Consider the following 21772-nt stretch of genomic DNA (forward strand, 5'->3'; position numbering starts at 1 on the left):
CCGATACAACGCTCCGGCTCTAATGGGCGCGTGAATCCCACCACGCCGGCCCGCCGGCTGTTCCTCATCGCCGTGGTTCTGCTCGGCCTGGCGGCTCTGCTGTTCCCTTTGCGGCGCATGTTCCTGATGGCCGCGCCCCGCTGCTTCGCCGGGCATTGGCACGGCTGCTACGACACCGAGAACGGCCTGGTGCTGATGACGGTGGTGGGTGCGCCGCTGGCCGTCCTGCTCTCCTGGGTGCTGGCCCGCGTGCGGCACACCGAGTGGCGGCTGACGCTGGCCGAGGTGGGCCTGATCTACGGGACGATCCCGTTCGTGTGGATGACCCTGATGCCGGGGCCGGGCGCCGGCGTCGTCCCCGGCCGGGTGAGCCTGGTCCCGCTGCGCGACCTGGTCACGATGGGCCCCCTCGGGATCGGCGGCAACCTGCTGATCCTGGCGGCGGTCGGCTTCTTCGCCCCGATCCGCTTCGCGGCCCTGGCCTCCCTGCCCCGCATCCTGGCCCTGGGCGCGGCCTGCTCGATCCTGATCGAGGTCACCCAGTACGTCTGCCGGCTGGACCGCGTCTCCTCGATCGACGACGTCCTGGTCAACGCCACCGGCGCGGCCCTCGCCGCCCTGGCCTCCCGTCGCTGGTGGCGCACGGCCCCGGCCCCCGCGACGACGCCCGCGCCCTCACTCCCGCGATCTTGACGGCCGCGCCCCGGCTGGCCGCGCCCCGGCTGGCCGCGCCCCGGTAGGCCGCACCGCGGGCCGGTCAGCTGGCGAAGGCGCGCAGGGTGGCCTCGACCAGAGCGTCGGCATACTCGGGGGTGAGGGGGCCGGAGCGGTGCAGCCAGCGCTGGTAGAGCGGGGCGTAGAGCACCTCGAGCATCAGGTCGAGGTCGGTGCCGGCCGGTAGCCGGCCGGCGCGCTGGGCGCTGCGCAGGCGTTCCTTCTTGGCCTCGTCGACCGGGGCGGCCACCTTCTCGCGGTAGAGCGCGGTCAGGGCCGGATCGGCGATGACCTCGAGGTTGAAGGCGCGGAGGGGAGCCTCGAAGGCCGGATCGGCGAACTCGGCGACGGTGGCGCGCATGACGGTCTTGAGGTCGGCCTCGAGATCGCCCGTGTCGGGCAGGGTGATGCCCTCGCCCTGCTCGCTCAGCGCCAGGAACGAGTCAAAGATGACGGCGCCCTTGGAGGGCCACCAGCGGTAGATCGTCTGCTTGCCGACACCGGCCCGGCCCGCGATGGCCTCGATGGAGACCTTGGCGTAGCCGAGCTCGGAGACCAGCTCCCGGGCCGCGTCGAGGATGGCCGTCCGCGAGCGCTCACTGCGCAAGGCCGGGTTCGGCTTTCGAGGAGTCGCACTCCGCGCGGCCGGGCCGGCCCTCCGAGGGCGCTCGCCACGCGGGACGGGGTTCTTCTCTGGCACGGGCGGGAGCCTATCACCTTAGCGAGACGAGACGGTCCGTCTTGCCGATGGCTGGGCAGGTGCGCATACTCGGGAAGTCATGAGACGGACCGTCTCGTCTCGACCGAGGCAAGGGAGCGCGGCATGCGGGTCTGGTTCATCACCGGGGCGTCCAAGGGGCTGGGCCGGGCCTACACCGAGGCGGCGCTGGCGGCCGGGGACCGGGTGGTGGCGGCCGCCCGTGATGTCGGGCCGCTGGACGACCTGGCCGGCGCTCATCCCGAACGGCTCGTGCGGCTGACGCTCGATGTCACTGACCGGGCGGCCGTGTTCAGCGCGGTCGGTAAGGCCGTGAACGCGTTCGGGCGGCTTGACGTCGTGCTCAACAACGCTGGGGCGATGCTGCTCGGAATGGTCGAGGAGGCGACCGAGGAGCAGATCCGGGCGCAGTTCGACGTCAACTTCTTCGGGGCGGTCTGGGTGGCCCAGGCTGTCATTCCGCACCTGCGTGCGCAGGGGTCGGGGCACCTTCTTCAGGTCACGACCATGGGGACCGGGGGTGGGGTCGCCTCGACCGGGTTCTACACGGCCGGGAAGTCGGCGCTCGACGCGCTGAGTCAGGCGCTGGCCATGGAGGTGGCGCCGTTCGGGGTCAAGGTGACGATCGTGCAGCCCGGTGGCTACGGCACCGAGTTGTTCACGAGCGGCACCACGACAACCGAGCCCCGACCGGAGTACGAGGCGTTGCGGGCTCAACTGGCCGAGATGTGGGGTGAGGACGCCGGGCCTGATCCGAGCACCGCGGCTCCGGTGGTCATGGAGCTGGTCGACTTGCCGGAGCCGCCGCTGCGCTTGATCGTCGGCTCGGCCTCGTATGACATGGTCCGGCAGATGGACCAGGCCCGCGCGGCGGAGTACCAGGCCTGGGAAAGCCTGAGCCGCCGCGCGCCAGGCTGACAAGAGGGCGCCGGGCGCAGGCGGCCGTATCCGCGGCGTGAACAAACGGGCCGCCGGCGTCAACGGTGGATATCCAGCCGGCCGTTTCGCTCGCCGGGGGCGCAAGGTCGGGACATGGCATCGTCCGTGATCTCGTTCAGGTGGTTCTGATGACGCTCGCCGATCTGCTCCCGTCCCTCCGCATCGCCCTCCGCCCGCCGCTCGATCCCGCCGTCTGGCCGCTGACCACCCGCTGGACCGGCGGCGGCGACCTGCAGATCGGCGGCGTCCGCGTCAGCAAGCTGGCCGGCTCGTACGGCACGCCGTTGCACGTCCTCGACGAGCACGACGTCCGCGAGCGGAGCGTCGGCTACCTGACCGCTTTCGGGGAGCGCTCCGTGACGTACAGCGCCCGGGCGGGTCTGACCTTGGAAACCGCGACGTGGATCGCCTCGTCGGGGCTGGGCTGCCGGGTGTCCTCGGCGGCCGAGCTGCGGATCGCGCTGACCGCCGGTTTCCGGCCCGCCGACATCGTGCTGGGTGGGGCCGGCAAGTCGCTGGCCGACCTCGACGCGGCGAACGCATGTGGGGCGGCGGTGGTGGCCGGCTCGGTGGCCGAGGTCGAGCAGATCGCGGCCCGGGCCGTGCTGCCGCAACGCGTGTGGCTGCGGACCGTCCCGGCCCTGGCCGGCCGGCGCCGGACCAGGTACGGGGTGAAGTGCGGGACGGGCCCGGCCCTGGCCGCGGTGGCGGCGATCCGCTCCGCGCCCATGCTCGATTTGGCCGGGCTCGACTGCGACTGCGGGCACCAGCTGAGCCGTTTCCAGCCGTTCGAGTCGTCGGTGCGCGAGGTGCTCGGCTTCGCCACGGTGGTCCGGTCCCGCTACGGCATCACGGTGCCGGCGGTGAACCTCGGAGGTGGGCACGCGGCCACCTACCGCTGCGGGGACGACGGATTCGCGGTCGACGCGTTCGCGGTTCGGGCCCGGGCGATGGTGCGGCTGTCGGCCGAATACTTCGGGATCCACGAACCGCGGCTGACCGTCTCGCCGGGCCGGTCGATCATGTCGCGGGCCGGGGTGACGCTGACCCGGGTGGCCGCCGTCTCGTCGAACGTGGGCGGGCTGACCGTCTCCCTCGACGAGGGCGTGCCCGGGTGCGGCCCGGCGCCCTGCTCGGGGCGGCACTCCATCATGCTGGTCGGCCGCGAGTCACGGGCGGCCCTGCGGGCGGCGACCGTGGTCGAGACGTTCGGGCGTACGCAGACGGCGGCCGAGCTGCCGGCCGACATCGAGGCCGGCGACCTGATCGCCATCGCCGGCACGGGTGGCTACCACTACGCGCATTCACCGTCGGTGGGCGGCGCCGCGGTGCTCGGCGTGGCCGGTGGCACGGTCCGTACGATCAAGCGCCGGCCGACCCTGGAGGAGCTGGCCTCCTGACGGCGCTCCATCAGCGCCTGCGACTCGGCGACGAGCAAGCGGGACGTGGCGACCGGGACGGCGGAGGTACGCAGCGCCGGGCGATGGCGGCCACGGTGTCGCCGCGCGTACGCGGCCTGCAGGCCGTGGACGCTGACCCCGGCCGCCCGCGCGACCTCCTCCGGGGTGAGCGGCTCGGCGGCATGGGCGTCCATGTAGGCCTTGGCCCGGCGGAGAGTGGCCGGCGGCAAGCCGGGCCGCCGCGGGCCGGACCAGCGTGAGCGGGAAGCGGAGATTCTGCAGGTCGATCCGGTCCCAGCGGACCGTCAGGGGACTGCCGAGCGGCACCAGGTGGGAGTGGAACAGGAAGTCGGCCGCGGGCCGACCGGCTCGGGCGCACCCTAGGCTTTCTTCCGCTCCCGGAAGGCGGCCATGTTCATCCGGTTGCCGCACCGGACGCTGCAGAACCGCTTGGAGCCGTTGCGGGACAGGTCCAGCAGCAGGCCGGTGCAGTCGTCGGCCTCGCACAGGCGCAGGCGGCCGACCTCGTTCATCCGGATCACGTCGATCAGGGCCAGCGCGGCCTCGACCCGCATGCGCTCGGCCAGCGGGGCGTCCGGGTCGGTGGCGTGCATGTGCCAGTCCGAGTCGTCGTGGCGGGTGAGATAGGGCACGGCCTTCGCCTTGCGCAGCATCTCGTTGACGGCGGGCACCATGTCGTCGCGGTCGAGGAACCAGACCCGGCGTAGCTCGTCGCGGACGGCGCGCACCTCACGCAGCTCGGTCTCGTCGTGGTCGATGCGGCCCGAGTAATGCCAGCGTGCCAGCAGGGCGGCGAGCTGGTCCACGGTGGCCAGCTCGTCGTCGCCGCCGCGGGTCGCGCCCGGGTCGGTGTCGGTCAGATCGACGATGAACTCGAGCGCCTCCTCCGTGTCAGGGGCAAAAAGCAATTTGACTCCTCACTCAGGCGGCCCTAGCGTCAGGGGTGAAGCCAATTTAGCCCATCACGGGAGTCGTCATGAAGTTCTCGTCGCAGTCCGTCGGACTGGTCATCGCCGTGACCTCGGCGATGTCGTTCGGGACGTCCGGCGCCTTCATCAAGCCGCTGCTCGAGGCGGGCTGGTCACCGGCCGCCGCGGTCACGGTGCGCGCCCTCGTCGGCGGCCTGGTGCTGCTCCCGTTGCTGCTGATCTCCCTGCGCGGGCGCTGGGCGGCGCTGTGGCGCGGACGCTGGCGGGTCCTCGGCATGGGCGTCATCGCGGTGGCCTTCACCCAGCTCGCCTATTTCGCGGCGATCTCCCGCATCCCGGTCTCGACGGCGCTGCTGATCGAATACCTGGCGCCGCTGCTGCTGGTCCTGTTCACCTGGGCGACCACCCGCCGTACGCCCCGCCCCATGGTCTTCCTGGGGTCGGCCCTCGCGATCGGCGGGCTCGTCCTGGTCATCGGCCCGGGCGCGCTGCAGGCCGTGGACGGGGCCGGGCTGATGCTGGCCTTCGCGGCGGCGATCGGCTGCGCGGTCTACTTCGTGGTGGCCGCCCGCCCCAGCGACGGGCTGCCACCGGTCGCGCTGGCCTCGGCCGGGCTCATCGTGGGCAGCCTCACGCTGGCCCTGGCCTCGCTGGCCGGGCTGGTCCCGTTCGTCACCGTCACGACCGACGTCACCGTCGTCCATTCGACGACGCCGTGGTGGCTGCCGCTGCTGGTGGTCGCGGTGGTCGGCACGGCCATCGCCTACGCGACGGGCATCGCCGGCTCGGCCCGCCTGGGCTCCCGCCTCGCGTCGTTCGTGGGCCTGCTCGAGGTGGTCTTCGCGTCCCTGTTCGCCTGGCTGGTGCTGGGGGAGTCGCTCTCCGCCCTGCAGCTGATCGGCGGGGTGCTGATTTTGGCCGGCATCACCGCGATCCCGTCCGAGAAGCCCGCCGTCGCCGAGGAGATCCCGGTGCCCGTCCTTTCCTCCTAGCCGCCATCGATGATCAAGTCGGCCCGCCCGCGTACGTCGTCGGTGCCGTAGAAGTCGTCCTCCTGGCGCGCCCAGCGCTCCCAGTGCGGCTCGTAGGTGGCGCCGTCGCGCGCGAGGGCCCGCCGGCGGCGCAGCTCGTCCGGCGCTTCGACCCAGACCAGGCCACTGACGTACGGAGTGAGCACGCGCCCGCCGCAGCCGACACCCTCCACCACGAGAAACCCGGTCCGCGGCACCTCGTGCCACTCGGCGTACCCGTCCCCGGCCCAATCCCAGCGCCGCCACCGCGCCGGCCGGCCCGCTCCCAGCGGCGCCAGCACCCAGTCGTGCAGCGCGGCCACCCCACCCCGAAGCCCGTCCCACCCCGGATAGAGGTCGTCCATCCGGATCAGCGGCGCCCCGAGCCCCTCGGCGAGCGGCCGCGCCAGCTCGGTCTTGCCCGCCCCGGACCGCCCCTCGACCGCCACCACTGTCGTGTCACCCGCCGACGGCGCCAGGCCCCGGGCCCACGCCAGCACCTCGGCCGCCGTCATGGCTGCTCGCGGGCCGCAAAGAGCCGGGCCAGCTGGTGATCGATCAGGGCGATGGCCTGCCCCGGGGCGTACTGCCCGAGCAGCACCGGCGGCTGCAGGCCGCTCGCGACGGCGATCAGGAGCGCGGCCTCGGCCTCCGCGTCGAGCCCGGGATCCACCTGCCGCAGCAGGGCGGCCAGCAGGCCCTCAAGAGCTTGCGGACCTTCCCGTACGCTCGCCGCCAGCGCCTCGTCCGCCAGGAAGCGCACGAAGTACGCCGCATGGACGACCTGCTGCCGGCGCCGGTGCTCGTCGAGGGGAAGCAGCTCGAGCAGGACGGCCCGCACCAGCTCCCGCGGGTCGCCGGTCCCGCCGATCCGCCTGGACGCCCGGCTCTCGGCGTCCGCGTTGAGGATCTCCAGCGCGCCCAGCAGCAGTTGCTCGCGGGAGCCGAAGTAGTACTGCAACTGCCGCGCCGGCACCCCCGCCTCGGTTGCCACCTGGCGCAGCGTCACCTCCTCGAGCCCGCTGCGCTCGGCCAGCCGCCAGACCGCCTCCGCGATGCGCCGCCGGCGCTCCTCGTGATCGACCTGTCGCGGCATGGTGCGATCGTACCAATACGTGTTATGGTCCGACCGAACCACAACGCGGGGAGTGTCGACATGCACGTGGTAGCGCTGGTCATCGGCATGATCCTGTTGGTCCTGGGCGCTCAGGGCGGCATTCGGCTGCTCGCTGACCATGACAACACCGGAGTCCTGAGCTGGCTGCCGGGCGGTTTCGGCCCCGCCATGGCCGGCTTCGCCGTTCTCGTGGTGGCCGGTGTCCTCCTGGCCGGGTGGGGGAGTGACCAGCTCAAGAAGCGGCGCACGTAAATCGATTGTTCGCTTTCGCGCGCCGTCCTACCGTTGTGATCAGCACCGAGCCACATGAGGAGCGTCCCGATGAACCGCTGGTCTACCGCCGCCGAGCCGCAGCGTCTGCTGCCGCTCACGGCTGCCCGCGTCCACTCCGGATCGCAGCCCAGCCACCTCCGGACTCGGGAGGCGCCGCCCAGCGCCTGAGCCCCTCGCCCATCGCGAAGGCCGCCTCCCTGAAGCCGGGGAGGCGGCCTTTCGCCTTGTCGACAACTTTCAAAGACGATCCGAGGTCGTCCAAAGGCAGGACACCGGTCCCTGGAGCCGGCGACGGAGGTTCGATCCCTCCCCTCGGAGCGCGGGTCCTCGTAGCCCAACGGCAGAGGCACGACGTCGAGGGCGTCGCCGGTGCGGGTTCGAATCCCGCCGAGGACACGAAACACGGACGGGTACTAGCTCAGCTTGGTCAGAGCGCTCGCTTTGGGAGCGAGAGGCCGGCGGTTCGAATCCGCCGTACCCGACTTGGAGATGCCAGCCGACAGATGGCGCCGGCCGCGGTCTCGAAAACCGTTGGGGGTGACACCCGTGGGAGTTCGACCCTCCCCGTCTCCGCTCAGTACTTGCCGGTGCACTTCCATTCCGGGGAGCCGCCGGCCTGGTTGTCGTAGCAGGCCTTGTACTGCAGGTCGGCGTCGTTCAGCATCACGGTGTAGACACGGTTGCCCGAGTTGCGGGCGTCGGCGTACACCCAGTTGCGCTGGCTGCCGCTGAGGTAGTAGCTGAAGCCGGAGAAGACGGTGTAGCAGCAGCCGCGGGTCCAGGCGGTGCGGCAGCGTGGGCTGTAGCGCAGTTCCACGGTGGCGTAGCCGCCGTTGTAGGTGCGGGGGGAGAAGGCGTCGTTCTGGCACAGGTAGGAGTGGCCGTCCCGGCCGAGCACCGGGTAGCTGGCCGGGTCCTTGCCGTCGCACACGTAGCCGCAGGGGTCGGACGACGCCGCGGCGGCGGCCAGCACGGCCTGGAACGCCGCCGGGTCGACCACGGTCTCGGTGGCGCCGTCGGCCAGCCGGTAGGTGCGGGCCGGCAGCACCTTGCCGTCGTCGGAGCGGATCGTGGTGGCGGCCACGAAGGTCTTGCCGTCCGGGGCCGAGGCGGCCGCGGCTGGTGGGGCCACCGTGGCCACGAGGGCGAGCAGCGCGATCAGGGTCATCGAACGTCGCATGAGCGTCTCCAAGATGGACGGGATGGGGCCGTCGTCATTCTCGGAACCGCCGGATCGGCGTCACCACACGTTTCAGCGGAGCCCGAAACCTTCCGGCTGGGCGGACAACAAGGCCGAGCCCAGCGGCGTACGCGTGTGCAGGACCGCCTTGCCGGCCCGCACCGTCTGCACGAGGCGGGCGTCGCGCAGCACGGCGGTGTGCTGGCTGATCGATGCGCGGCTCACCCCGACGCGCTGCGCCAGCTCCGAGGTGGTGCGCCCGTCCTCCAGCGACTCCAGCACCGCGGCCCGGGTCGGGCCGATCAGGGCCGACAGGGCCGTGCCGGTGGCCAGCGCCCGGCTCAGGCTGTGCTCGATCGGGTACACCAGCACGGGCGGCAGGCCGGGGTCGAACAGGGTGTCGGGGGTGCCGAACGACAGGTACGACGGGACCAGCAGCAGGCCGCGGCCGTTGAGGTGCACCGTCCGGTGCTGGGGGACGTCGACGTGCAGGACCGGCGGCTCCCAGCGCATCATCGGCCGGAAGCTGTCGAGCAGGGCTTCCGTGCCGTGGTCGAGCAGCAAGCGGGCCCGCCGGCCGCGGTCGGCGTCGACCTGGGCCCGGGCGTCGCCGGCGAACGGCGCCACGACCGCGTCGTGATGCGAGCGCAGCGCCGCCGCCAGCTCCCGCAACGCGCCGGGCCGGCCGTCGGCGAGCTCCCGCATCCACGGGGTCAGCGGCACGCCGGTCCGGGCCAGCCGGGCCATGTCCGTCCGCAGCCGGGTGGCCGGCGTCGCCATCAGGGCGTCCAGGCCGCAGGACAGGCTGGTGGCGCCCTCGGCCGGGGTGAGGAAATCCGGGAAATACCGCTGCTGCACCAGCGGGGCGATCATGCCCAGATCGGATCGGTGGCCGGCCCGGAGAGCGTGCCGGCGCCACCGGCCGAAGGCCAGCTCGGGTCCGGGCCGCCGGAGCCGGAAGATGCTGATGACGGTCTCCCACAGCGGGTCGGCCCCGGTGGCCACCCGGATCCGCGTGACGTCGTCGGTGGTGAAGTGGATGCGCAGCACGTCGGCCCCCCGTCGTCGGGGTCATCCTATCGATGAGCGCGATTGTCTAAGGCTGAGCCGAACGGCATTGTCGGAGATCGGACGCTGCCTGGACGCCGGAGCGGCGCAAGCGCGCGCTCCGGCTGCCGCGGCCGCGCTGACTAGGCCGGGACGCTCAGCTGCTGTTCGAGCCGGACCTGCTCGGTGACGTCGTAGGCGTACTTGATCACCTTCACCGGGCGGCCGGACAGGTCCAGGATCGGGTTGTAGCTGGACTGGATCCAGACGTCCCGGCCGTCCTTGCCGTGCCGGTGGAAGCGGCCGGAGCGGAACTCGCCGCCGCGCAGCCCCGACCAGAACTCCTGGTACTCGTCCGAGGCGGCGTACTCGAGGGTGCAGAACATCCGGTGGTGCCGGCCGACGATCTCCTCCAGCGTGTAGCCGACCGTCTTCAGGAAGTTCTCGTTGGCTGTGAGGATCCGGCCGTCCAGGTCGAACTCGATGACGGCCTGGGAGCGGTCGATCGCGGCCAGCCGCCCGGCGAACTCGACGTTGCGCAGCTTCTCGGCCGTGACGTCGTTGGCGAACTTGACCACCTTCACCGGCTTCCCGTCGGCGTCGAGGATCGGGTTGTACGTGGCCCGGATCCACACCTCGTGGCCGTCCTTGGCGATCCGCCGGTACTCGGCCGAGTGGAACTCGCCCCGGGCCAGCTTCTCCCAGAAGGCCTGGTACTCCGGCCGGTCCGCCTCCTCGGCGGCCACGAACATGCGGTGGTGCCGGCCGGCGATCTCGTCCAGGCGGTAGCCCATCAGGCCGAGGAACATGTCGTTGGCCTCGAGCACGGTGCCCGTCAGGTCGAACTCGATGACCGCCTGCGAGCGCCGGATCGCGGTGACCTTGCCCTCGAAATCGGCGTTGCGGGTCTTGGCCTCGGTCACGTCGCTGGCGAACTTGACCACCTTCCACGGCTTGCCGTCGACACCGAAGATCGGGTTGTAGGTGGCCTGCAGCCAGACGTCGCGCCCGTATTTGCCGTACCGGTGGAACTCGCCGGAGGCGAACTCGCCCTGCCGCAGGCGGCGCCAGAAGTCCGCGTACTCGGCCGAGGCCGCGGTCTCGTCCGACACGAACATCCGGTGGTGCCGGCCGATCACCTCGGCCGCGCGGTACCCGACCACGGCCAGGAAGTTCTCGTTCGCGCTGAGGACGTGCCCGTCCAGGTCGAACTCGATGACCGCCTGCGACCGGTTGATCGCCTCGATCTTGCCCTGCGCGTCGGCCGCGGCCCGCTTGCCCGCGGTCACGTCGAGGGCGTGCTCGATCACCTTGACCACCTGGCCGGCCCGGTTCTTGACCGGCACCCAGCTGGAGCGGATCCACCGGTCGTGACTGCCCTGCCAGAGCAGCCGGAACTCACCCGTGCGGTTGCCGCCGGAACGCAGCTGCTCCCACAGGTCGGTGTACTCGGCCGAGCCGGCCACCTCGGCCGAGACGAACGAACGGTGCTCGGCGCCCACGATCCCGGCCGGGTCGAGACCCACCAGCGCGGCGAAGGCGTCGTTGGCCCGCAGGACCACGCCGTCCGGGCTGTACTGGGCCGTGGCCGACCCGCGCTCGTACGCCTCGACCTGGCTCTTGAGCTCGGCCAGGAGCTCGTCCGTGTTACCCGTGGTGACCGTCTGATCCGACAAGGTCCGTGTCCTCCCGCTCGCAGCAGTGTTGCCCATTCCGGCGCCGAGGCAGATCGGTCGCGCACGGCGCGACTTGAGAAGGACTGGTTGACTCAACCTGAAAATGGTGCTGATAATGCTAGCACTATGAGATGGACGGTTGATCATTCGGCGCGGGAGGCGCTGCCGGTGCAGATCATGGCGTGCGTCCGGCAGGGCGTGGCCTCGGGCGAGCTGGCCGTGGGTGAGCAGCTGCCGCCGGCGGTCGAGCTGGCGGCTGCGCTGTCGGTCGACCGCAACACGGTGCTGGCCGCGTACCGCCAGTTGCGGGACGAGGGCGTGCTGGAGTTCCGCCGGGGCCGGGGGGCCCGGGTGGCCTCCGCCGTCGCCGAGCCGGCGCCGGTGCTGGAGGCGGCCCAGGCACTCGTCTCGGTGGCGCGCCGGCACGGGATGGGGCGTCAGGATCTGCTGCGCCTGGTCGAGAAGCTGACGTGACACGTCGAGAGGATGGTGCCCGATGACGGCATCCGCACTGCCCGGCCCGGGCCGCTACTCGGTCTACACCGGCCGGGTGACCAACTGGCCGCTGGTGGTGGCGGTCGGGGTCGCCCCGATGCTGCCCCTGCTGCTCCTCGGCGGCCTGTCGCGCGGCGGCTGGCTCGAGCCCGGCGGGCCGGCGATCCCCTTGCTGGTCGCGACGATCGTCGCCCTCGTCAACCTGGCGACCGGGATGAGCGTCCGGGCGACGGCCGGGCCCAACGGGGTCTCGGCCTACTGCGGGGCGGTCGGCTGGCCCCGTCGTACGTACCGCCTGGCGGAGATCGCGTACGCCGAGGTGGCCGACCTGGCGCCGTCGCTGTCGCGGCTGTCCTTCGGCTTCTGGTGGACCCCGCGGCACACCTACTTCACGGTCCGGAACGGGCCTTCGCTCCGGCTGGTCCTGCGCAGCGGCCGCAACGTCTTCGTCACCGTGCCGGATCCGGGGGCCGCGGTCGGGATGCTGCGGGCGGCCGGCGTCACGAGTCCGCGGTAGGGCAGGGCGTGCCGCGGTCGAGACTGTAGCGGGCCTCGATGGTGTAGCTGCCGGGTTGTGGGGCGGACAGCTGGGTCCAGTCGCCGTATTGGGTGAGGCAGGCGGTGGTGTCGGCGCCGGCGATGGCCAGCCACGGCGACCAGGCGACGCGCAGGACGACGGGGCCGGGGCGGGGCAGGTTGACCGTGAGGGCGGCCGGGCCGGCGTAGGTGACGGTGGCCGGGGCGGAGACCAGCGGGTCGGCGCCCTCGACGCGGTAGATCTGCCAGCTGTCGTCCTGCCACACCGGGGTCAGCCATGGTTGCCCGGCGCCGATGACCCGCGCCTCGGCCACGCCGCCGTTGTCCAGTTCGGCGCGGGGCAGCACGACGAAGCCGACGCTCCAGTTCCGTAGCCACGTCCGGTACGAGTCGGCGGTCAGGGTGTCGTCGTAGAAGAGCGGGTTGCGCTCGACGTCGGCCTGCCGGTTCCAGCCGCGGGCCAGGTTCACGTAGGGCGCGATGCCGACCGCCTCCCAGTGGGTGCGCATCGGCACCACCTCGACCCGGCCCTGGTCGGCGCCGAGACGGTGCAGCTCGGAGATCAGCGGGGCCGCGGTGGCCACGGGGGCCGGGCGGGCCAGGTCGAGCGCCGGCTGGGAGAGGGTCCAGGCGACCAGGCCGGCGGCGGCCGCGTAGGTCACGGCCATCCGCCGGCCGCGGCCGGACTCGACGGCGGCGCAGATCAGGATGGCCCCGCCGCCGAGTAGTGCCAGCCGTTCCACGTTGCTGCCGATCGGGGTGGGAAGCGCCCAGCACAGCACGGTGCCGGCGGCGTACACCCAGGCCCCGGCGCGCACGATGCGCCAGGCCGGCGGGGTCAGCAGGGCGACGGCGGCGGCCGAGGCGGCCGTGACGAGGGCGGCGTACCACGGGAACGGCTGCACGCCGGAGAACGGGAACAGCAGCGCGGTGACGGCGATGACCACCGGCGGGCCGGGCGCGATCAGGTACGCGTGCCGGCGCCGGCCGGTCAGGAACAGCGCCGCCGCCAGCACCTCGATGAACAGGCCGGCGACCGGGCTGCAGAGGGTGGCCACCGTGCCCAGGATCAGCGCGAGCACGGGCCGGGGCCGCCACCGTCCGGCGCCGTCGAGGACGGCGACGGTGGCGGCCAGGGCGAACAACAGGCCCAGGAGGTACGTGACGCGGCCGGCGGCGAGGTTGCACCAGACCGCGACCGACAACCAGGCGGCCGGCAGCAGCGGGCGGGTCAGGCCGGAGCGGGTGAGCAGCAGGCCACCGAGGGCGGCGCCGGTCGCGCAGGCGAGCACGCCGGTGGTCCGTACGCCCAGCCAGGCCATCAGATAGGGCGACAGCACGCTGTACGAGGCCGGGTGGATCCCGCCGTACCAGGAGAGGTTGTAGGCCAGTCCCGGATGGTTGCGGACGAAGTTGGTCCACGCGTACTGGGCGGCGAGGTCCCCGGCGTCGCGGGCCATCCATACGGCCCAGATCACGCTCAGCGCCGCGGCAAGCGCGCCCGCCACCACCCAGGGCCGCCGCCACCATCCGAAAGTCACCCGCGCAAGGTAGTGGAGGAGATCCACTGAGGGGAAATTCTCCGCGTGTATATACGCGAGGTATACCCCGGGGGTACATTAACCGGCATGAGTGTTCCGCTGACCCTTCTCGGGCTGCTCGAGCGCGAGCCCAGCCACGGCTACGACCTCAAGCGCGACTACGACACCTTCTTCGGGCGGGGCAAGCCGCTGCCGTTCGGCCAGGTCTACTCGACGCTGGGCCGCCTGACCCGGGACGGCAAGGTCGTCGTGGCCGGCGTCGACCCGGGTGACGGGCCCGACCGCAAGCGCTACCTGATCACCGAGCAGGGCGCCACCGAGCTGGAGCACTGGCTGGTCGAGCCGGTGGAGCCCGAGCCCCACCTGCAGACCGTGCTGTTCGCCAAGGTGGTGCTGGCGCTGATGCTGGACCGCCCGGCCGAGGAGTACCTCGACACCCAGCGCCGGGCCCACCTCGCCCGCATGCGCGAGCTCACCGAGATCAAGCGGTCCGGCGAGCTGGTCGACGGCCTGCTGGCCGACCACGGCCTGTACCACCTGGAGGCCGACCTGCGATGGATCGAGACGACCGGGGCCCGGCTGGACGCCCTGCGAAAGGCGGTACGGAGATGACCACCCTGCTGCACGCCAAGGACGTGACGTTCTCCTTCGGCTCGACGCCGGCCCTGCGCGGGGCGAACATCGAGGTCGCCGCGGGCGAGATCGTGGCCGTGATGGGCCCGAGCGGTTCCGGCAAGTCGACGTTGCTGCACTGCCTGGCCGGCATTCTCGTCCCGGCCGGCGGCGAGATCGTCTTCGACGGCGCCCGGATCGATTCGCTGAGCGAGGCCCGGCGTAGCCAGTTGCGGCGGGACAGCTTCGGGTTCGTGTTCCAGTTCGGGCAACTGGTGCCCGAGCTGACCGCGGCCGAGAACGTCGCCCTGCCGTTGATGCTCGGCGGGGTCCGGCGGGCGGCGGCGCTGCGTACGGCGTACGGCCGCTTTGAAGGTCTCGGTCTGGACGGTCTGGGCGGCCGCCGGTCGGGGGAGCTGTCCGGCGGGCAGGCCCAGCGCGTGGCCCTGGCCCGGGCGATGGTCAGCGAGCCGCGCGTGCTCTTCGCCGACGAGCCGACCGGCGCGCTCGACTCGGTCACCGGCGAGCAGGTGATGGATCTGCTGGTCGACACGGCCCGGCGGCAGGGCACCACGGTCGTCCTGGTCACCCACGAGCCGCGGATCGCGGCCTACGCCGACCGCGAGGTCATGGTCCGCGACGGCCGCGTGACCGCCTGGGAAGGGGCCGTCGCGTGATCCGCTTCAGCCTGCGCCTGGCCGTGGCCGGCGGGCGGGAGGCCGTGACCCGGCTGGTCGTCATCGCGGCCGCCGTGGCCGTCGGCGCCGGTCTGCTGCTGGCCACCTTGGCCGGGGTCAACGCGGTCAACGATCAGCTCACCCGCTTCGCCGCCCTGTACCCGCAGTCCGCCGCGGCGGGCGGCGCCGCTCAGCCGCTGTGGTGGAGCACGCGCGAGGACTACTTCCACGGCGAGCCGATCGTCCGGATCGACGTCGCCGCCACCGGGCCGGCCTCACCGGTCCCGCCCGGCCTGCCCCGGACGCCCGGCGCGGGGGAGTACTACGTCTCGCCCGCCCTGCAGCGCCTTCTCGAGGACACTCCGGCCGACCAGCTCGCGGACCGCTACCCCGGGCGCAACGCGGGCCTGATCGGCGACGTGGCCCTGCCGTCGCCGGACTCCCGCGTGCTGATCACCGGCGGCAACCCCGCCGACGTCGCCGACCTGCCCCAGGCCAGGGCGCTCACCAGCGTCGGCGACAACCCGCCGGCGCTCCCCGAGACGGCGGTCGACCTCATCATGAGCGTCATCGTGGCCGGGCTGCTCTTCCCCGTGCTCATCTTCATCGGCACGGCGACCCGGCTCAACGCCGCCCGCCGGGAACAGCGCTTCGCCGCCATGCGGCTCGTCGGGGCCACCCCGAGGCAGATCTCGGTGGTCGCCGCCATCGAGGCGGCGGCCGCGGCCCTCGCCGGTACGGCCGTGGGCTTCCTGCTGTTCGCCGCGTTCCGCGGGTCGCTGGCCGGCATCCCGTTCACCGGTGACCGGTTCTTCGCCGACAGCATCTCGCTCGGCGCGCTCGACGTGCTGCTGGTCGCCGTCGGCGTGCCGGCCGGGGCGGCGGCGGCCGCGGCGCTGTCACTGCACCGCGTACGCGTCTCGCCGCTCGGCATCTCCCGGCGGACCACCCCGCGCCCGCCCCGCTGGTACCGGCTGATCCCGCTCGGGCTCGGCCTGGCCGAGCTGGCGTTCTTCCTCGTCGGCCCGATGCCGCGGACCTCCGACGGCCAGATGGCGGTCTTCGTCCCCGGCCTGCTCCTGGTGATGGCCGGCCTGCTCGTCGCCGGGCCCCTGCTGACCATGGCGAGCGCCCGCATCCTGGCCCGGCGCTCGACCGGGCCGGCCACCCTGATCGCGGCCCGGCGCCTGGCCGACAATCCGAAGGCCGCCTTCCGGGCCATCAGCGGCATCATGCTCGCGCTCTTCATCACCAGCGTGGCCACCGGCGTGATCACCACCATCGTGGCCAACCGCGGCAGCGCCCCGGCCGGCACGACTGGGAGCGCGACCGTGGCCCTGTGGGCGTTCGAGGGCAAGACCCTGCCGACCGGGGCTCTGGAGCGGGTCCGGGCGGTTCCCGGCGTCCGGTCGGTCACCGAGCTCCGCGAGAACCCGGACGAGCACGCCGACCCCGGCCTGGTCGCGTGCGCCGAGCTGCCGGCCGCCTACGGGCGCTGCGCCCCCGGGGCCACGGTGGCCCAGGTCGCGACCGACTTCATCCCGTGGCAGGCGAAGTCGGCCGACCCCGCCCGGGTCTGGCCGGCGTCCGCGGTCCCGGTCGGTGAGCTCGGCCGGCTTCCCCTGGAGTCGGTCGTCGTGCAGACCGACGGGTCGGCCGCGGCGATCGAGCGGTCGCGCACCGTCCTCGAGACGGCGTTCCCCGGCTTCCGGATCGCGCCCAGCGTGCCCGGCGACTTCGAGTCGGACTTCGCCGACACCCTGCGCGGCTGGCAGCAGCTCGCCAACGTCGTCATCGTGGCCGGCCTGGCCATCGCCGGCTGCAGCCTCGCGGTCAGCGTCATCGGCGGCCTGACCGAACGCAAACGCCCGTTCAGCCTGCTGCGGCTCAGCGGCGCCCCGGTCCGCGTCCTGCGGCGCGTGGTCGCCCTCGAGAGCGCCGTCCCGATGCTCGTCGCCGCGGCGTTCGCGGTCGGGATGGGCCTGCTGGCCGCGCAGCTGTTCCTCAAGGCGCAGATGGGCTACACCCTGGAGCCCCTCTCGCCGGCGTTCTGGCTGATCGTCGCGGCCGGTCTGGTGGCCTGCCTGGCCATCATCGCCTCGACGCTGCCACTGCTGGAACGCATCACCGGCCCCGAGACGGCCCGCAGCGAATGATCCGGGTCGCTTAGGGGTTATCTCGGGGTAAGGCCCGGAGGCTCATCCATCGACGGGACGGCAGGCTGAAGCCGTGCTCACCGATCTCGCGAACGCCGCCACCGCCTTCGTCGACTGGCTGTCCACTCTCGACCAGTGGACGGTCCTGATGTTCACGTTCCTGAGCTCCGGGGTCGAGATGACGTTCCTGGCCGGGCTGCTCGTGCCGGGCGAGTCGGTGGTCATGCTGGCCGGCTCGCTGCCGGGGCCGGCCGGCTTCGCCGCCGTTCTGGTGGTGGGCACGCTGGGTGCGCTGGCCGGGCAGACCATGGGGTACGCGGTGGGGCGCGCCTTCGGTCCCCGGCTGCGCGCCACACGCCTGGGGCGGCGGATCGGCGCCGACCGGTTCGACCGGGCCGAGGCCTATCTGCGCGACAAGGGTGCCCCGGCGCTGGTGGCGGTGCGGTTCGTGGCCGTCATCCACGCGGTGGTGCCGATCGTGGCCGGGGTCGTGGGCATGCCGTTCCGCCGGTTCATCGTCTGGTCGGCCGTCGGCACCACGATGTGGGTGGCCGCGTTCGCCGGGGTGGGCGCGCTCACCGCCGGGGCCGACGCCACCGGCGGGCTGGGCCTGGTGCTCACCGCGGTCGGCGCGACCTGCCTCGGCGTGGTCCCGTTCGCGGTCCGCCGGCTGCGCCGGCTCACCACCGGCCGCCGCCCGGCCGAGATCCTGCAGACCGCATAGGGGACACGATCGCGGGTAAGCGACGATCATGGCATCCGGTGTTCTCTTCGACGTCGACGGCACCCTGGTCGACAGCACGTACCTGCACGCGGTGGCCTGGTGGGAGGCGCTGCGCCAGCGCGGCGCGGACGTGCCCATGGCGAAAATCCACCGAGGTATCGGGATGGGCTCGGACAAGCTGCTCGACCACCTGCTCGGGCCGGACCGCGACAAGGACCAGGACGAGCAGACCGCGGCCGCCCACGACGTGCTCTACGGGGCCTGGTGGGAGCGGCTGCGCCCGCTGCCCGGAGCGGCCGAGCTGCTGCGGGCGGTCGCCGAACGCGGTCTCGGCGTCGCGCTCGCCTCGTCGGCCAAGGGGCCCGAGCTCGAACAGCTGCGCCGGGTCATCGACGCCGACGACGTGCTCGCGGCGGCCACCTCGTCGGCCGACGCCGAGCAGACCAAGCCCGCGCCCGACATCCTCGAGGCGGCCATCGACCAGTCCGGCATCGACCCGAGCTCGGCCGTCTTCGTCGGCGACTCGGTCTGGGACGTCGAGGCGGCCGCCCGCCTGGACATCCCCTGCATCGGCCTGACCTGCGGCGGCACCTCAGCCGACGAGCTGACCAAGGCCGGCGCCGTCGCCGTCTACGACGACCCGGCCGCCCTGCTGGCCGCCCTTAACGACTCCCCGATCGCGGCCCTGCGGGCAGATGACCCGAGTCGTTCAGGCTGATCACGGTTGGTGGGTGGTCGGCGTCCCACTCGATGACGGTGAGGGCCCCATTCTCGAAGTCGAGGCCGATCCAGCGCCACTCCGGGGCGTCCAGGGCGTGCCGGGCGAACCAGCCGATCACGAAGTTGTGGGTGATCAGCAGTTCGTGCCGGTCCTGGGCGCCGGTCACGCCGAAGTGGGCGACGGCGGCCCGCAGGGCGGTGGCGTCCTCGTCGCGCTCGTCGGCGGGCACGCTGTCGAGCCAGCGGTGCCATCGCGAAGGGTAAAGGTCGCGGTTAGCGGGGGAGGGCACGGGCGTACGGTCCCGGACGTGATCGCAGGCGTGCCGGGGTGACCGCGGCAGATGGGCCGCGACGATATCGGCCGTCTCGGTTGCCCGCGGCAGGGGGCTGTGGTGGATCGCGGTGAACGGCACGTCACTCAGCCGCCGGCCCAGCCGGTCCGCCTGCTCGCGGCCGAGCGGCGAGAGCCCGCCGCCCGCGGCCTCGCCGTGTCTTACCAGGTAGAGCCGGGTGTGACCCATGGCCGTCCTCCTCAGGGCTCCGCCGGGAGCGCGGATCGCAGTTCCCGGCGCCGGGTGATGCCGAGTTTCAGGTAGACCTTGCGCAGGTGCCACTCGACCGTCCGGGCGCTGAGGAACAGCTCGGCCCCGATCTCGGGGTTGGTCCGGCCGTCGCGGGCGCGGCGGGCGATGGTCCGCTCCTGCGGGGTGAGCTCGGCCCGGCTCGCGGCCGGGGCGGGGCGCGGGTCGACCCGGTCGCCGATGGCCGTGAGCTCGTCCCGGGTCCGGTCGGCGAAGGCCTCGGCGCCGATCGCGGTGAATCGGTCATGAGCCAGGCGGAGCTGCGTACGGGCGTCGCCGTGGCGGTCCTGCCGGCGCAGCCACTCGCCGTACATCAGGTGGGCCCGGGCCGAGGCGACGGCGCCGCGGCTGCGGCCGAGCCGGTCGATCGCCTCCCGGTGGTGGTCCTCGGCGGCGAGGCCGTCGGTCAGCAGGGCGCGGCACCTCGCCTCGATGCCCAGGCTCCACTCGGTGCCGCTCGGGCCGGTGAGCTCGGCCAGCCGGTCGAGCGCCCGCCGGGCCCGGAGCCGGTCCCCGACTCCGGCCGCCGCCTCGACCAGCTCGGGCAGGGCCCAGTTGGCGAAGCCGGTCTCGTGCGGGGAGGCGGTGCCCACCTCGGCTGCGGCCAGCGCCTCGCCGAAGTTACCGAGGCCGTTGTGCAGCACGCTCAAGCTGTGCTGGACCAGGGTCAGGCCCATGCCCTCGCCCCGGGCGGCCACCACGTCGAGCACGGCCGGGGCCAGCGCGGCCGCCTCGTCCGGCCGGCCACGCCACCCGGCCACCGCGAGTGCGCCGTAGGCGGGCAGGGTGTCGCCGGTGGCCGCCGTAATGGTGTCGATCTCCTCGACCAGCGCGGACGCCGCGGCGAACTCGCCCGCGTGCAGGTGCATGCCGATGCGCACGCTCAGCGCGATCGGCAGCAGGGACAGCGCGCCGGTCTCCCGGGCGAGCTGCACGTACCGGGCCGAGAGGGCCTGCCAGCCGTCGTCGTCCCAGATGTCGTGGGCGCTGTGACAGGCGATGTAGAGCCAGCGCAGCGCGTCCTCCACCCCCAGCTCGGCGTTCTGGAAGGCCGTAGTGGCCTTGCGCACGAGCGGTACGCCGGCGCGATAGCCCTCGGTGTAAAGCCGGCTCAACCCGTCGAGCAGCATGTCGGCTGGGCGGGGCAGGGCGGCGGCGGCCGGGGCGTCACGGGCCGCGGCGGCCACCTCGGACAGGCCGCCGGCCGAGGCGAAGCGGCCCGCGTACAGGGCGGCGGTGATCGCGTCGAGATAGGTGTCCCGAGCCAGGGCGGCGTCGAGGGGTTCCAGCCGGCGCGCGGTCTCCAGCAGCAGCCGGGGGCCGTCCCCGCTGCGCTCGGAGGCGAACGCCATCTGTCCTTCCAGGAGCTGGATCATCGCTGTCCGCCGGTCGTCGGGCGGCCCGGCCACGGCCCGGGCCAGCAGGGCGGCGGCGGCCGCGCGGTCGCCGGCCTGGTATTTGGCGCGGGCCGCGGTGACCGCACGGTCGGCCTGGACCGCCGGGTCGACGGTCAGCTCGGCCGCCCGTTCCAGGAAGGCGGCGGTGGCCGCCAGCCCGCCCCGGCTCCGGGCCCGTTCGGCCGACGCCTCCAGCTCGGCCGCGACGGACTCGTCGGGGCCGGCCGCGGCCTGGGCCCGGTGCCAGGCCCGGCGGTCGGGGTGCGGACCGGCCGCGGTCGCCTCGGCCAGGGCGGCGTGGACCCGCCGCCGGTCCTCGGGTGAGGCGTTGCGGTAGACGGCCGAGCGGGCCAGGGTGTGCCGGAAGATCACCTGGACGCCGATCTCCACCAGCCCCGCCTCCTGCGCGGCCTCGCCGGCCTCGGCCGCCGCGGCGCCCAGCCCCAGCCGGCCGGCGGCCCGCCACAACAGCGTCGCGTCCCCGCTCGGGTCGGCCGCCGCGATCAGCAGGAACAGCCGCGCCTCGGCGGGCAGCCGGTCGATCCGGCGGCGGTAACTCTGTTCGATCCGGCCGGTCAGCGGTAGCGCCCCCGGCAGCCGGAAACCACCGGCCAGGCCGGCCGGTGACAACCCGGCCGGCAGCTCGAGCAGGGCCAGCGGGATGCCCCGGGCCTCGGCCAGCACCGCCTCGCGCACGTGCGTGTCCAACGGCCAGCGGATCACCGAGGCGAGCAGCTCGCGGGCGTCCGGCTCGGGCAGACCGGCGACGGCCAGCTCGGGCACGCCCCGCAGCTCCGGCCGGGGCTCGCGGGCCGAGAAGAGCATGAGCACCGACTCGGCCTGCAGCCGGCGGGCCACCACGCCCAGGACCCGGGCCGAGGCGGCGTCCAGCCACTGGGCGTCGTCGATCACGCACACCAGCGGCCGCTCCGCCGCCACTTCGGACAGCAGGCTCAGCACGGCCAGCCCGACCAGCAACGGATCCGGCGCCGGGCCGGCGCTGCGCCCGAAGGTGGTGGCCAGCGCGTCCGCCTGCGGGGCGGGCAGCCGCTCGAGGTGGCCCAGCATCGGCCCGCAGAGCTGGTGCAGGCCGGAGTACGGCATCTCGCCCTCGGACTCCATGCCGGTGACCCGGGCCACCCGGACGCCGGACGCCGCGGCCACCCGCCAGTCGAGCAGCGCGGTCTTGCCGACGCCGGGCTCGCCGATCAGCAGCAGCGCGCCGCTGCGGCCGTCGCGTACCTCGTCGAGCAGCCGGTCGAGTCGCCCGCGTTCGATGATCCGGTCCAGCACTGAATTCGCCCCCCA

At 73.2% G+C, this 21772-nt stretch carries 22 protein-coding genes and 4 tRNA genes; 16 read left to right on the plus strand and 10 right to left on the minus strand.

Annotation, left to right across the window (positions count from 1 at the left end):
- Nucleotides 1-30 precede the first annotated feature (30 nt).
- Nucleotides 31-693: a VanZ family protein gene (locus AB0J66_RS02310; protein WP_364654954.1), complete on the plus strand. Its 663-nt coding sequence runs from the start codon at nucleotides 31-33 to the stop codon at nucleotides 691-693.
- A gap of 64 nt (nucleotides 694-757) precedes the next feature.
- On the opposite strand, the gene AB0J66_RS02315 is transcribed toward AB0J66_RS02310, so the two are convergent.
- A complete protein-coding gene (locus AB0J66_RS02315; RefSeq protein WP_364654956.1) occupies nucleotides 758-1321 on the minus strand; it encodes a TetR/AcrR family transcriptional regulator in 564 nt (187 codons plus the stop codon).
- A 216-nt stretch (nucleotides 1322-1537) separates the two neighbouring features.
- Here AB0J66_RS02315 and AB0J66_RS02320 point away from each other — a divergent pair, with 216 nt between their 5' ends.
- Both AB0J66_RS02320 and AB0J66_RS02325 read left to right on the plus strand, forming a co-directional pair.
- Entirely contained in the window at nucleotides 1538-2350 is an 813-nt protein-coding gene (locus AB0J66_RS02320; RefSeq protein ID WP_364654958.1) for an SDR family NAD(P)-dependent oxidoreductase, read from the plus strand.
- 149 nt (nucleotides 2351-2499) lie between these two features.
- On the plus strand, nucleotides 2500-3771 hold the full coding sequence (locus AB0J66_RS02325; protein WP_364654960.1) for a hypothetical protein: 1272 nt from the start codon (nucleotides 2500-2502) through the stop codon (nucleotides 3769-3771).
- Between the two features lie 380 nt (nucleotides 3772-4151).
- Here AB0J66_RS02325 and AB0J66_RS02330 read toward each other — a convergent pair whose 3' ends face one another.
- On the minus strand, nucleotides 4152-4700 hold the full coding sequence (locus AB0J66_RS02330; protein WP_364654961.1) for a CGNR zinc finger domain-containing protein: 549 nt from the start codon (nucleotides 4698-4700) through the stop codon (nucleotides 4152-4154).
- Nucleotides 4701-4768: 68 nt separating this feature from the next.
- Here AB0J66_RS02330 and AB0J66_RS02335 point away from each other — a divergent pair, with 68 nt between their 5' ends.
- The gene (locus AB0J66_RS02335; RefSeq protein ID WP_364654963.1) at nucleotides 4769-5713 is read left to right on the plus strand and encodes a DMT family transporter; all 945 of its coding nucleotides are present in this window, start codon (nucleotides 4769-4771) and stop codon (nucleotides 5711-5713) included.
- On the opposite strand, the gene AB0J66_RS02340 is transcribed toward AB0J66_RS02335, so the two are convergent.
- Entirely contained in the window at nucleotides 5710-6246 is a 537-nt protein-coding gene (locus AB0J66_RS02340; RefSeq protein WP_364654965.1) for a dephospho-CoA kinase, read from the minus strand. The two genes, AB0J66_RS02335 and AB0J66_RS02340, sit on opposite strands and share 4 nt — an antisense overlap.
- Entirely contained in the window at nucleotides 6243-6827 is a 585-nt protein-coding gene (locus AB0J66_RS02345; protein WP_364654966.1) for a TetR family transcriptional regulator C-terminal domain-containing protein, read from the minus strand. Before AB0J66_RS02345 ends, AB0J66_RS02340 begins: the two co-directional genes overlap by 4 nt.
- Before the next feature lie 60 nt (nucleotides 6828-6887).
- Between AB0J66_RS02345 and AB0J66_RS02350 the strand changes: the two genes are divergently transcribed.
- From AB0J66_RS02350 to AB0J66_RS02370, 5 genes are all read left to right on the plus strand, one after another.
- The gene (locus AB0J66_RS02350; protein ID WP_364654967.1) at nucleotides 6888-7100 is read left to right on the plus strand and encodes a hypothetical protein; all 213 of its coding nucleotides are present in this window, start codon (nucleotides 6888-6890) and stop codon (nucleotides 7098-7100) included.
- A 268-nt stretch (nucleotides 7101-7368) separates the two neighbouring features.
- Nucleotides 7369-7439 (plus strand) — tRNA-Gln (locus AB0J66_RS02355).
- 5 nt (nucleotides 7440-7444) lie between these two features.
- Nucleotides 7445-7517: transfer RNA gene (locus AB0J66_RS02360), tRNA-Leu, on the plus strand.
- 11 nt (nucleotides 7518-7528) lie between these two features.
- Nucleotides 7529-7603: transfer RNA gene (locus AB0J66_RS02365), tRNA-Pro, on the plus strand.
- Between the two features lie 3 nt (nucleotides 7604-7606).
- Nucleotides 7607-7694: transfer RNA gene (locus AB0J66_RS02370), tRNA-Ser, on the plus strand.
- 1 nt (nucleotide 7695) lies between these two features.
- Here AB0J66_RS02370 and AB0J66_RS02375 read toward each other — a convergent pair.
- From AB0J66_RS02375 to AB0J66_RS02385, 3 genes are all read right to left on the minus strand, one after another.
- Entirely contained in the window at nucleotides 7696-8301 is a 606-nt protein-coding gene (locus tag AB0J66_RS02375) for a DUF2690 domain-containing protein (RefSeq protein ID WP_364654969.1), read from the minus strand.
- A 72-nt stretch (nucleotides 8302-8373) separates the two neighbouring features.
- A complete protein-coding gene (locus AB0J66_RS02380) occupies nucleotides 8374-9351 on the minus strand; it encodes a helix-turn-helix domain-containing protein (RefSeq protein ID WP_364654970.1) in 978 nt (325 codons plus the stop codon).
- Nucleotides 9352-9491: 140 nt separating this feature from the next.
- Nucleotides 9492-11024 carry a PAS domain-containing protein gene (locus tag AB0J66_RS02385; protein ID WP_364654972.1) on the minus strand — a complete coding sequence of 511 codons (1533 nt, stop codon included), beginning with the start codon at nucleotides 11022-11024 and terminating at the stop codon, nucleotides 9492-9494.
- A gap of 126 nt (nucleotides 11025-11150) precedes the next feature.
- On the opposite strand from AB0J66_RS02385, the gene AB0J66_RS02390 reads away from it, so the two are divergent.
- Nucleotides 11151-11498, plus strand: a complete 348-nt coding sequence (locus AB0J66_RS02390) for a GntR family transcriptional regulator (RefSeq protein ID WP_364654974.1) — start codon at nucleotides 11151-11153, stop codon at nucleotides 11496-11498.
- Nucleotides 11499-11520: 22 nt separating this feature from the next.
- Nucleotides 11521-12036, plus strand: a complete 516-nt coding sequence (locus AB0J66_RS02395; RefSeq protein WP_364654976.1) for a hypothetical protein — start codon at nucleotides 11521-11523, stop codon at nucleotides 12034-12036.
- Here AB0J66_RS02395 and AB0J66_RS02400 read toward each other — a convergent pair.
- The gene (locus tag AB0J66_RS02400) at nucleotides 12020-13597 is read right to left on the minus strand and encodes an MFS transporter (RefSeq protein ID WP_364654977.1); all 1578 of its coding nucleotides are present in this window, start codon (nucleotides 13595-13597) and stop codon (nucleotides 12020-12022) included. The two genes, AB0J66_RS02395 and AB0J66_RS02400, sit on opposite strands and share 17 nt — an antisense overlap.
- 87 nt (nucleotides 13598-13684) lie before the next feature.
- Here AB0J66_RS02400 and AB0J66_RS02405 point away from each other — a divergent pair, with 87 nt between their 5' ends.
- The 5 genes from AB0J66_RS02405 (at nucleotide 13685) to AB0J66_RS02425 (ending at nucleotide 18484) form a co-directional block, all read left to right on the plus strand.
- On the plus strand, nucleotides 13685-14209 hold the full coding sequence (locus AB0J66_RS02405) for a PadR family transcriptional regulator (RefSeq protein WP_364654979.1): 525 nt from the start codon (nucleotides 13685-13687) through the stop codon (nucleotides 14207-14209).
- The gene (locus AB0J66_RS02410) at nucleotides 14206-14886 is read left to right on the plus strand and encodes an ABC transporter ATP-binding protein (protein WP_364654980.1); all 681 of its coding nucleotides are present in this window, start codon (nucleotides 14206-14208) and stop codon (nucleotides 14884-14886) included. The genes AB0J66_RS02405 and AB0J66_RS02410 overlap by 4 nt, the downstream gene beginning before the upstream one ends.
- The gene (locus AB0J66_RS02415) at nucleotides 14883-17042 is read left to right on the plus strand and encodes an ABC transporter permease (protein WP_364654982.1); all 2160 of its coding nucleotides are present in this window, start codon (nucleotides 14883-14885) and stop codon (nucleotides 17040-17042) included. Before AB0J66_RS02410 ends, AB0J66_RS02415 begins: the two co-directional genes overlap by 4 nt.
- Before the next feature lie 73 nt (nucleotides 17043-17115).
- Nucleotides 17116-17766, plus strand: coding sequence for a DedA family protein (locus AB0J66_RS02420; RefSeq protein ID WP_364654983.1), 651 nt, complete (start codon nucleotides 17116-17118; stop codon nucleotides 17764-17766).
- 28 nt (nucleotides 17767-17794) lie between these two features.
- A complete protein-coding gene (locus AB0J66_RS02425) occupies nucleotides 17795-18484 on the plus strand; it encodes an HAD family hydrolase (RefSeq protein ID WP_364654985.1) in 690 nt (229 codons plus the stop codon).
- On the opposite strand, the gene AB0J66_RS02430 is transcribed toward AB0J66_RS02425, so the two are convergent.
- Entirely contained in the window at nucleotides 18429-19007 is a 579-nt protein-coding gene (locus AB0J66_RS02430; protein ID WP_364654986.1) for a histidine phosphatase family protein, read from the minus strand. The genes AB0J66_RS02425 and AB0J66_RS02430 overlap by 56 nt on opposite strands.
- Before the next feature lie 11 nt (nucleotides 19008-19018).
- Nucleotides 19019-21757 carry an AAA family ATPase gene (locus tag AB0J66_RS02435; RefSeq protein WP_364654988.1) on the minus strand — a complete coding sequence of 913 codons (2739 nt, stop codon included), beginning with the start codon at nucleotides 21755-21757 and terminating at the stop codon, nucleotides 19019-19021.
- Nucleotides 21758-21772 lie beyond the last annotated feature (15 nt).

The organism is Actinoplanes sp. NPDC049598 (genome assembly GCF_040675435.1).
Classification (GTDB): domain Bacteria; phylum Actinomycetota; class Actinomycetes; order Mycobacteriales; family Micromonosporaceae; genus Actinoplanes.

What these genes read in the sequence shown, in the direction of transcription:
- AB0J66_RS02325 (WP_364654960.1), top strand. Translation starts at nt 2,500, where the DNA reads ATGACGCTCGCCGATCTGCTCCCGTCCCTCCGCATCGCCCTCCGCCCG.
- AB0J66_RS02405 (WP_364654979.1), top strand. Translation starts at nt 13,685, where the DNA reads ATGAGTGTTCCGCTGACCCTTCTCGGGCTGCTCGAGCGCGAGCCCAGC.
- AB0J66_RS02350 (WP_364654967.1), top strand. Translation starts at nt 6,888, where the DNA reads ATGCACGTGGTAGCGCTGGTCATCGGCATGATCCTGTTGGTCCTGGGC.
- AB0J66_RS02410 (WP_364654980.1), top strand. Translation starts at nt 14,206, where the DNA reads ATGACCACCCTGCTGCACGCCAAGGACGTGACGTTCTCCTTCGGCTCG.
- AB0J66_RS02395 (WP_364654976.1), top strand. Translation starts at nt 11,521, where the DNA reads ATGACGGCATCCGCACTGCCCGGCCCGGGCCGCTACTCGGTCTACACC.
- AB0J66_RS02425 (WP_364654985.1), top strand. Translation starts at nt 17,795, where the DNA reads ATGGCATCCGGTGTTCTCTTCGACGTCGACGGCACCCTGGTCGACAGC.
- AB0J66_RS02390 (WP_364654974.1), top strand. Translation starts at nt 11,151, where the DNA reads ATGAGATGGACGGTTGATCATTCGGCGCGGGAGGCGCTGCCGGTGCAG.
- AB0J66_RS02320 (WP_364654958.1), top strand. Translation starts at nt 1,538, where the DNA reads ATGCGGGTCTGGTTCATCACCGGGGCGTCCAAGGGGCTGGGCCGGGCC.
- AB0J66_RS02375 (WP_364654969.1), bottom strand. Translation starts at nt 8,301, where the DNA reads ATGCGACGTTCGATGACCCTGATCGCGCTGCTCGCCCTCGTGGCCACG.
- AB0J66_RS02340 (WP_364654965.1), bottom strand. Translation starts at nt 6,246, where the DNA reads ATGACGGCGGCCGAGGTGCTGGCGTGGGCCCGGGGCCTGGCGCCGTCG.
- AB0J66_RS02430 (WP_364654986.1), bottom strand. Translation starts at nt 19,007, where the DNA reads ATGGGTCACACCCGGCTCTACCTGGTAAGACACGGCGAGGCCGCGGGC.
- AB0J66_RS02345 (WP_364654966.1), bottom strand. Translation starts at nt 6,827, where the DNA reads ATGCCGCGACAGGTCGATCACGAGGAGCGCCGGCGGCGCATCGCGGAG.
- AB0J66_RS02335 (WP_364654963.1), top strand. Translation starts at nt 4,769, where the DNA reads ATGAAGTTCTCGTCGCAGTCCGTCGGACTGGTCATCGCCGTGACCTCG.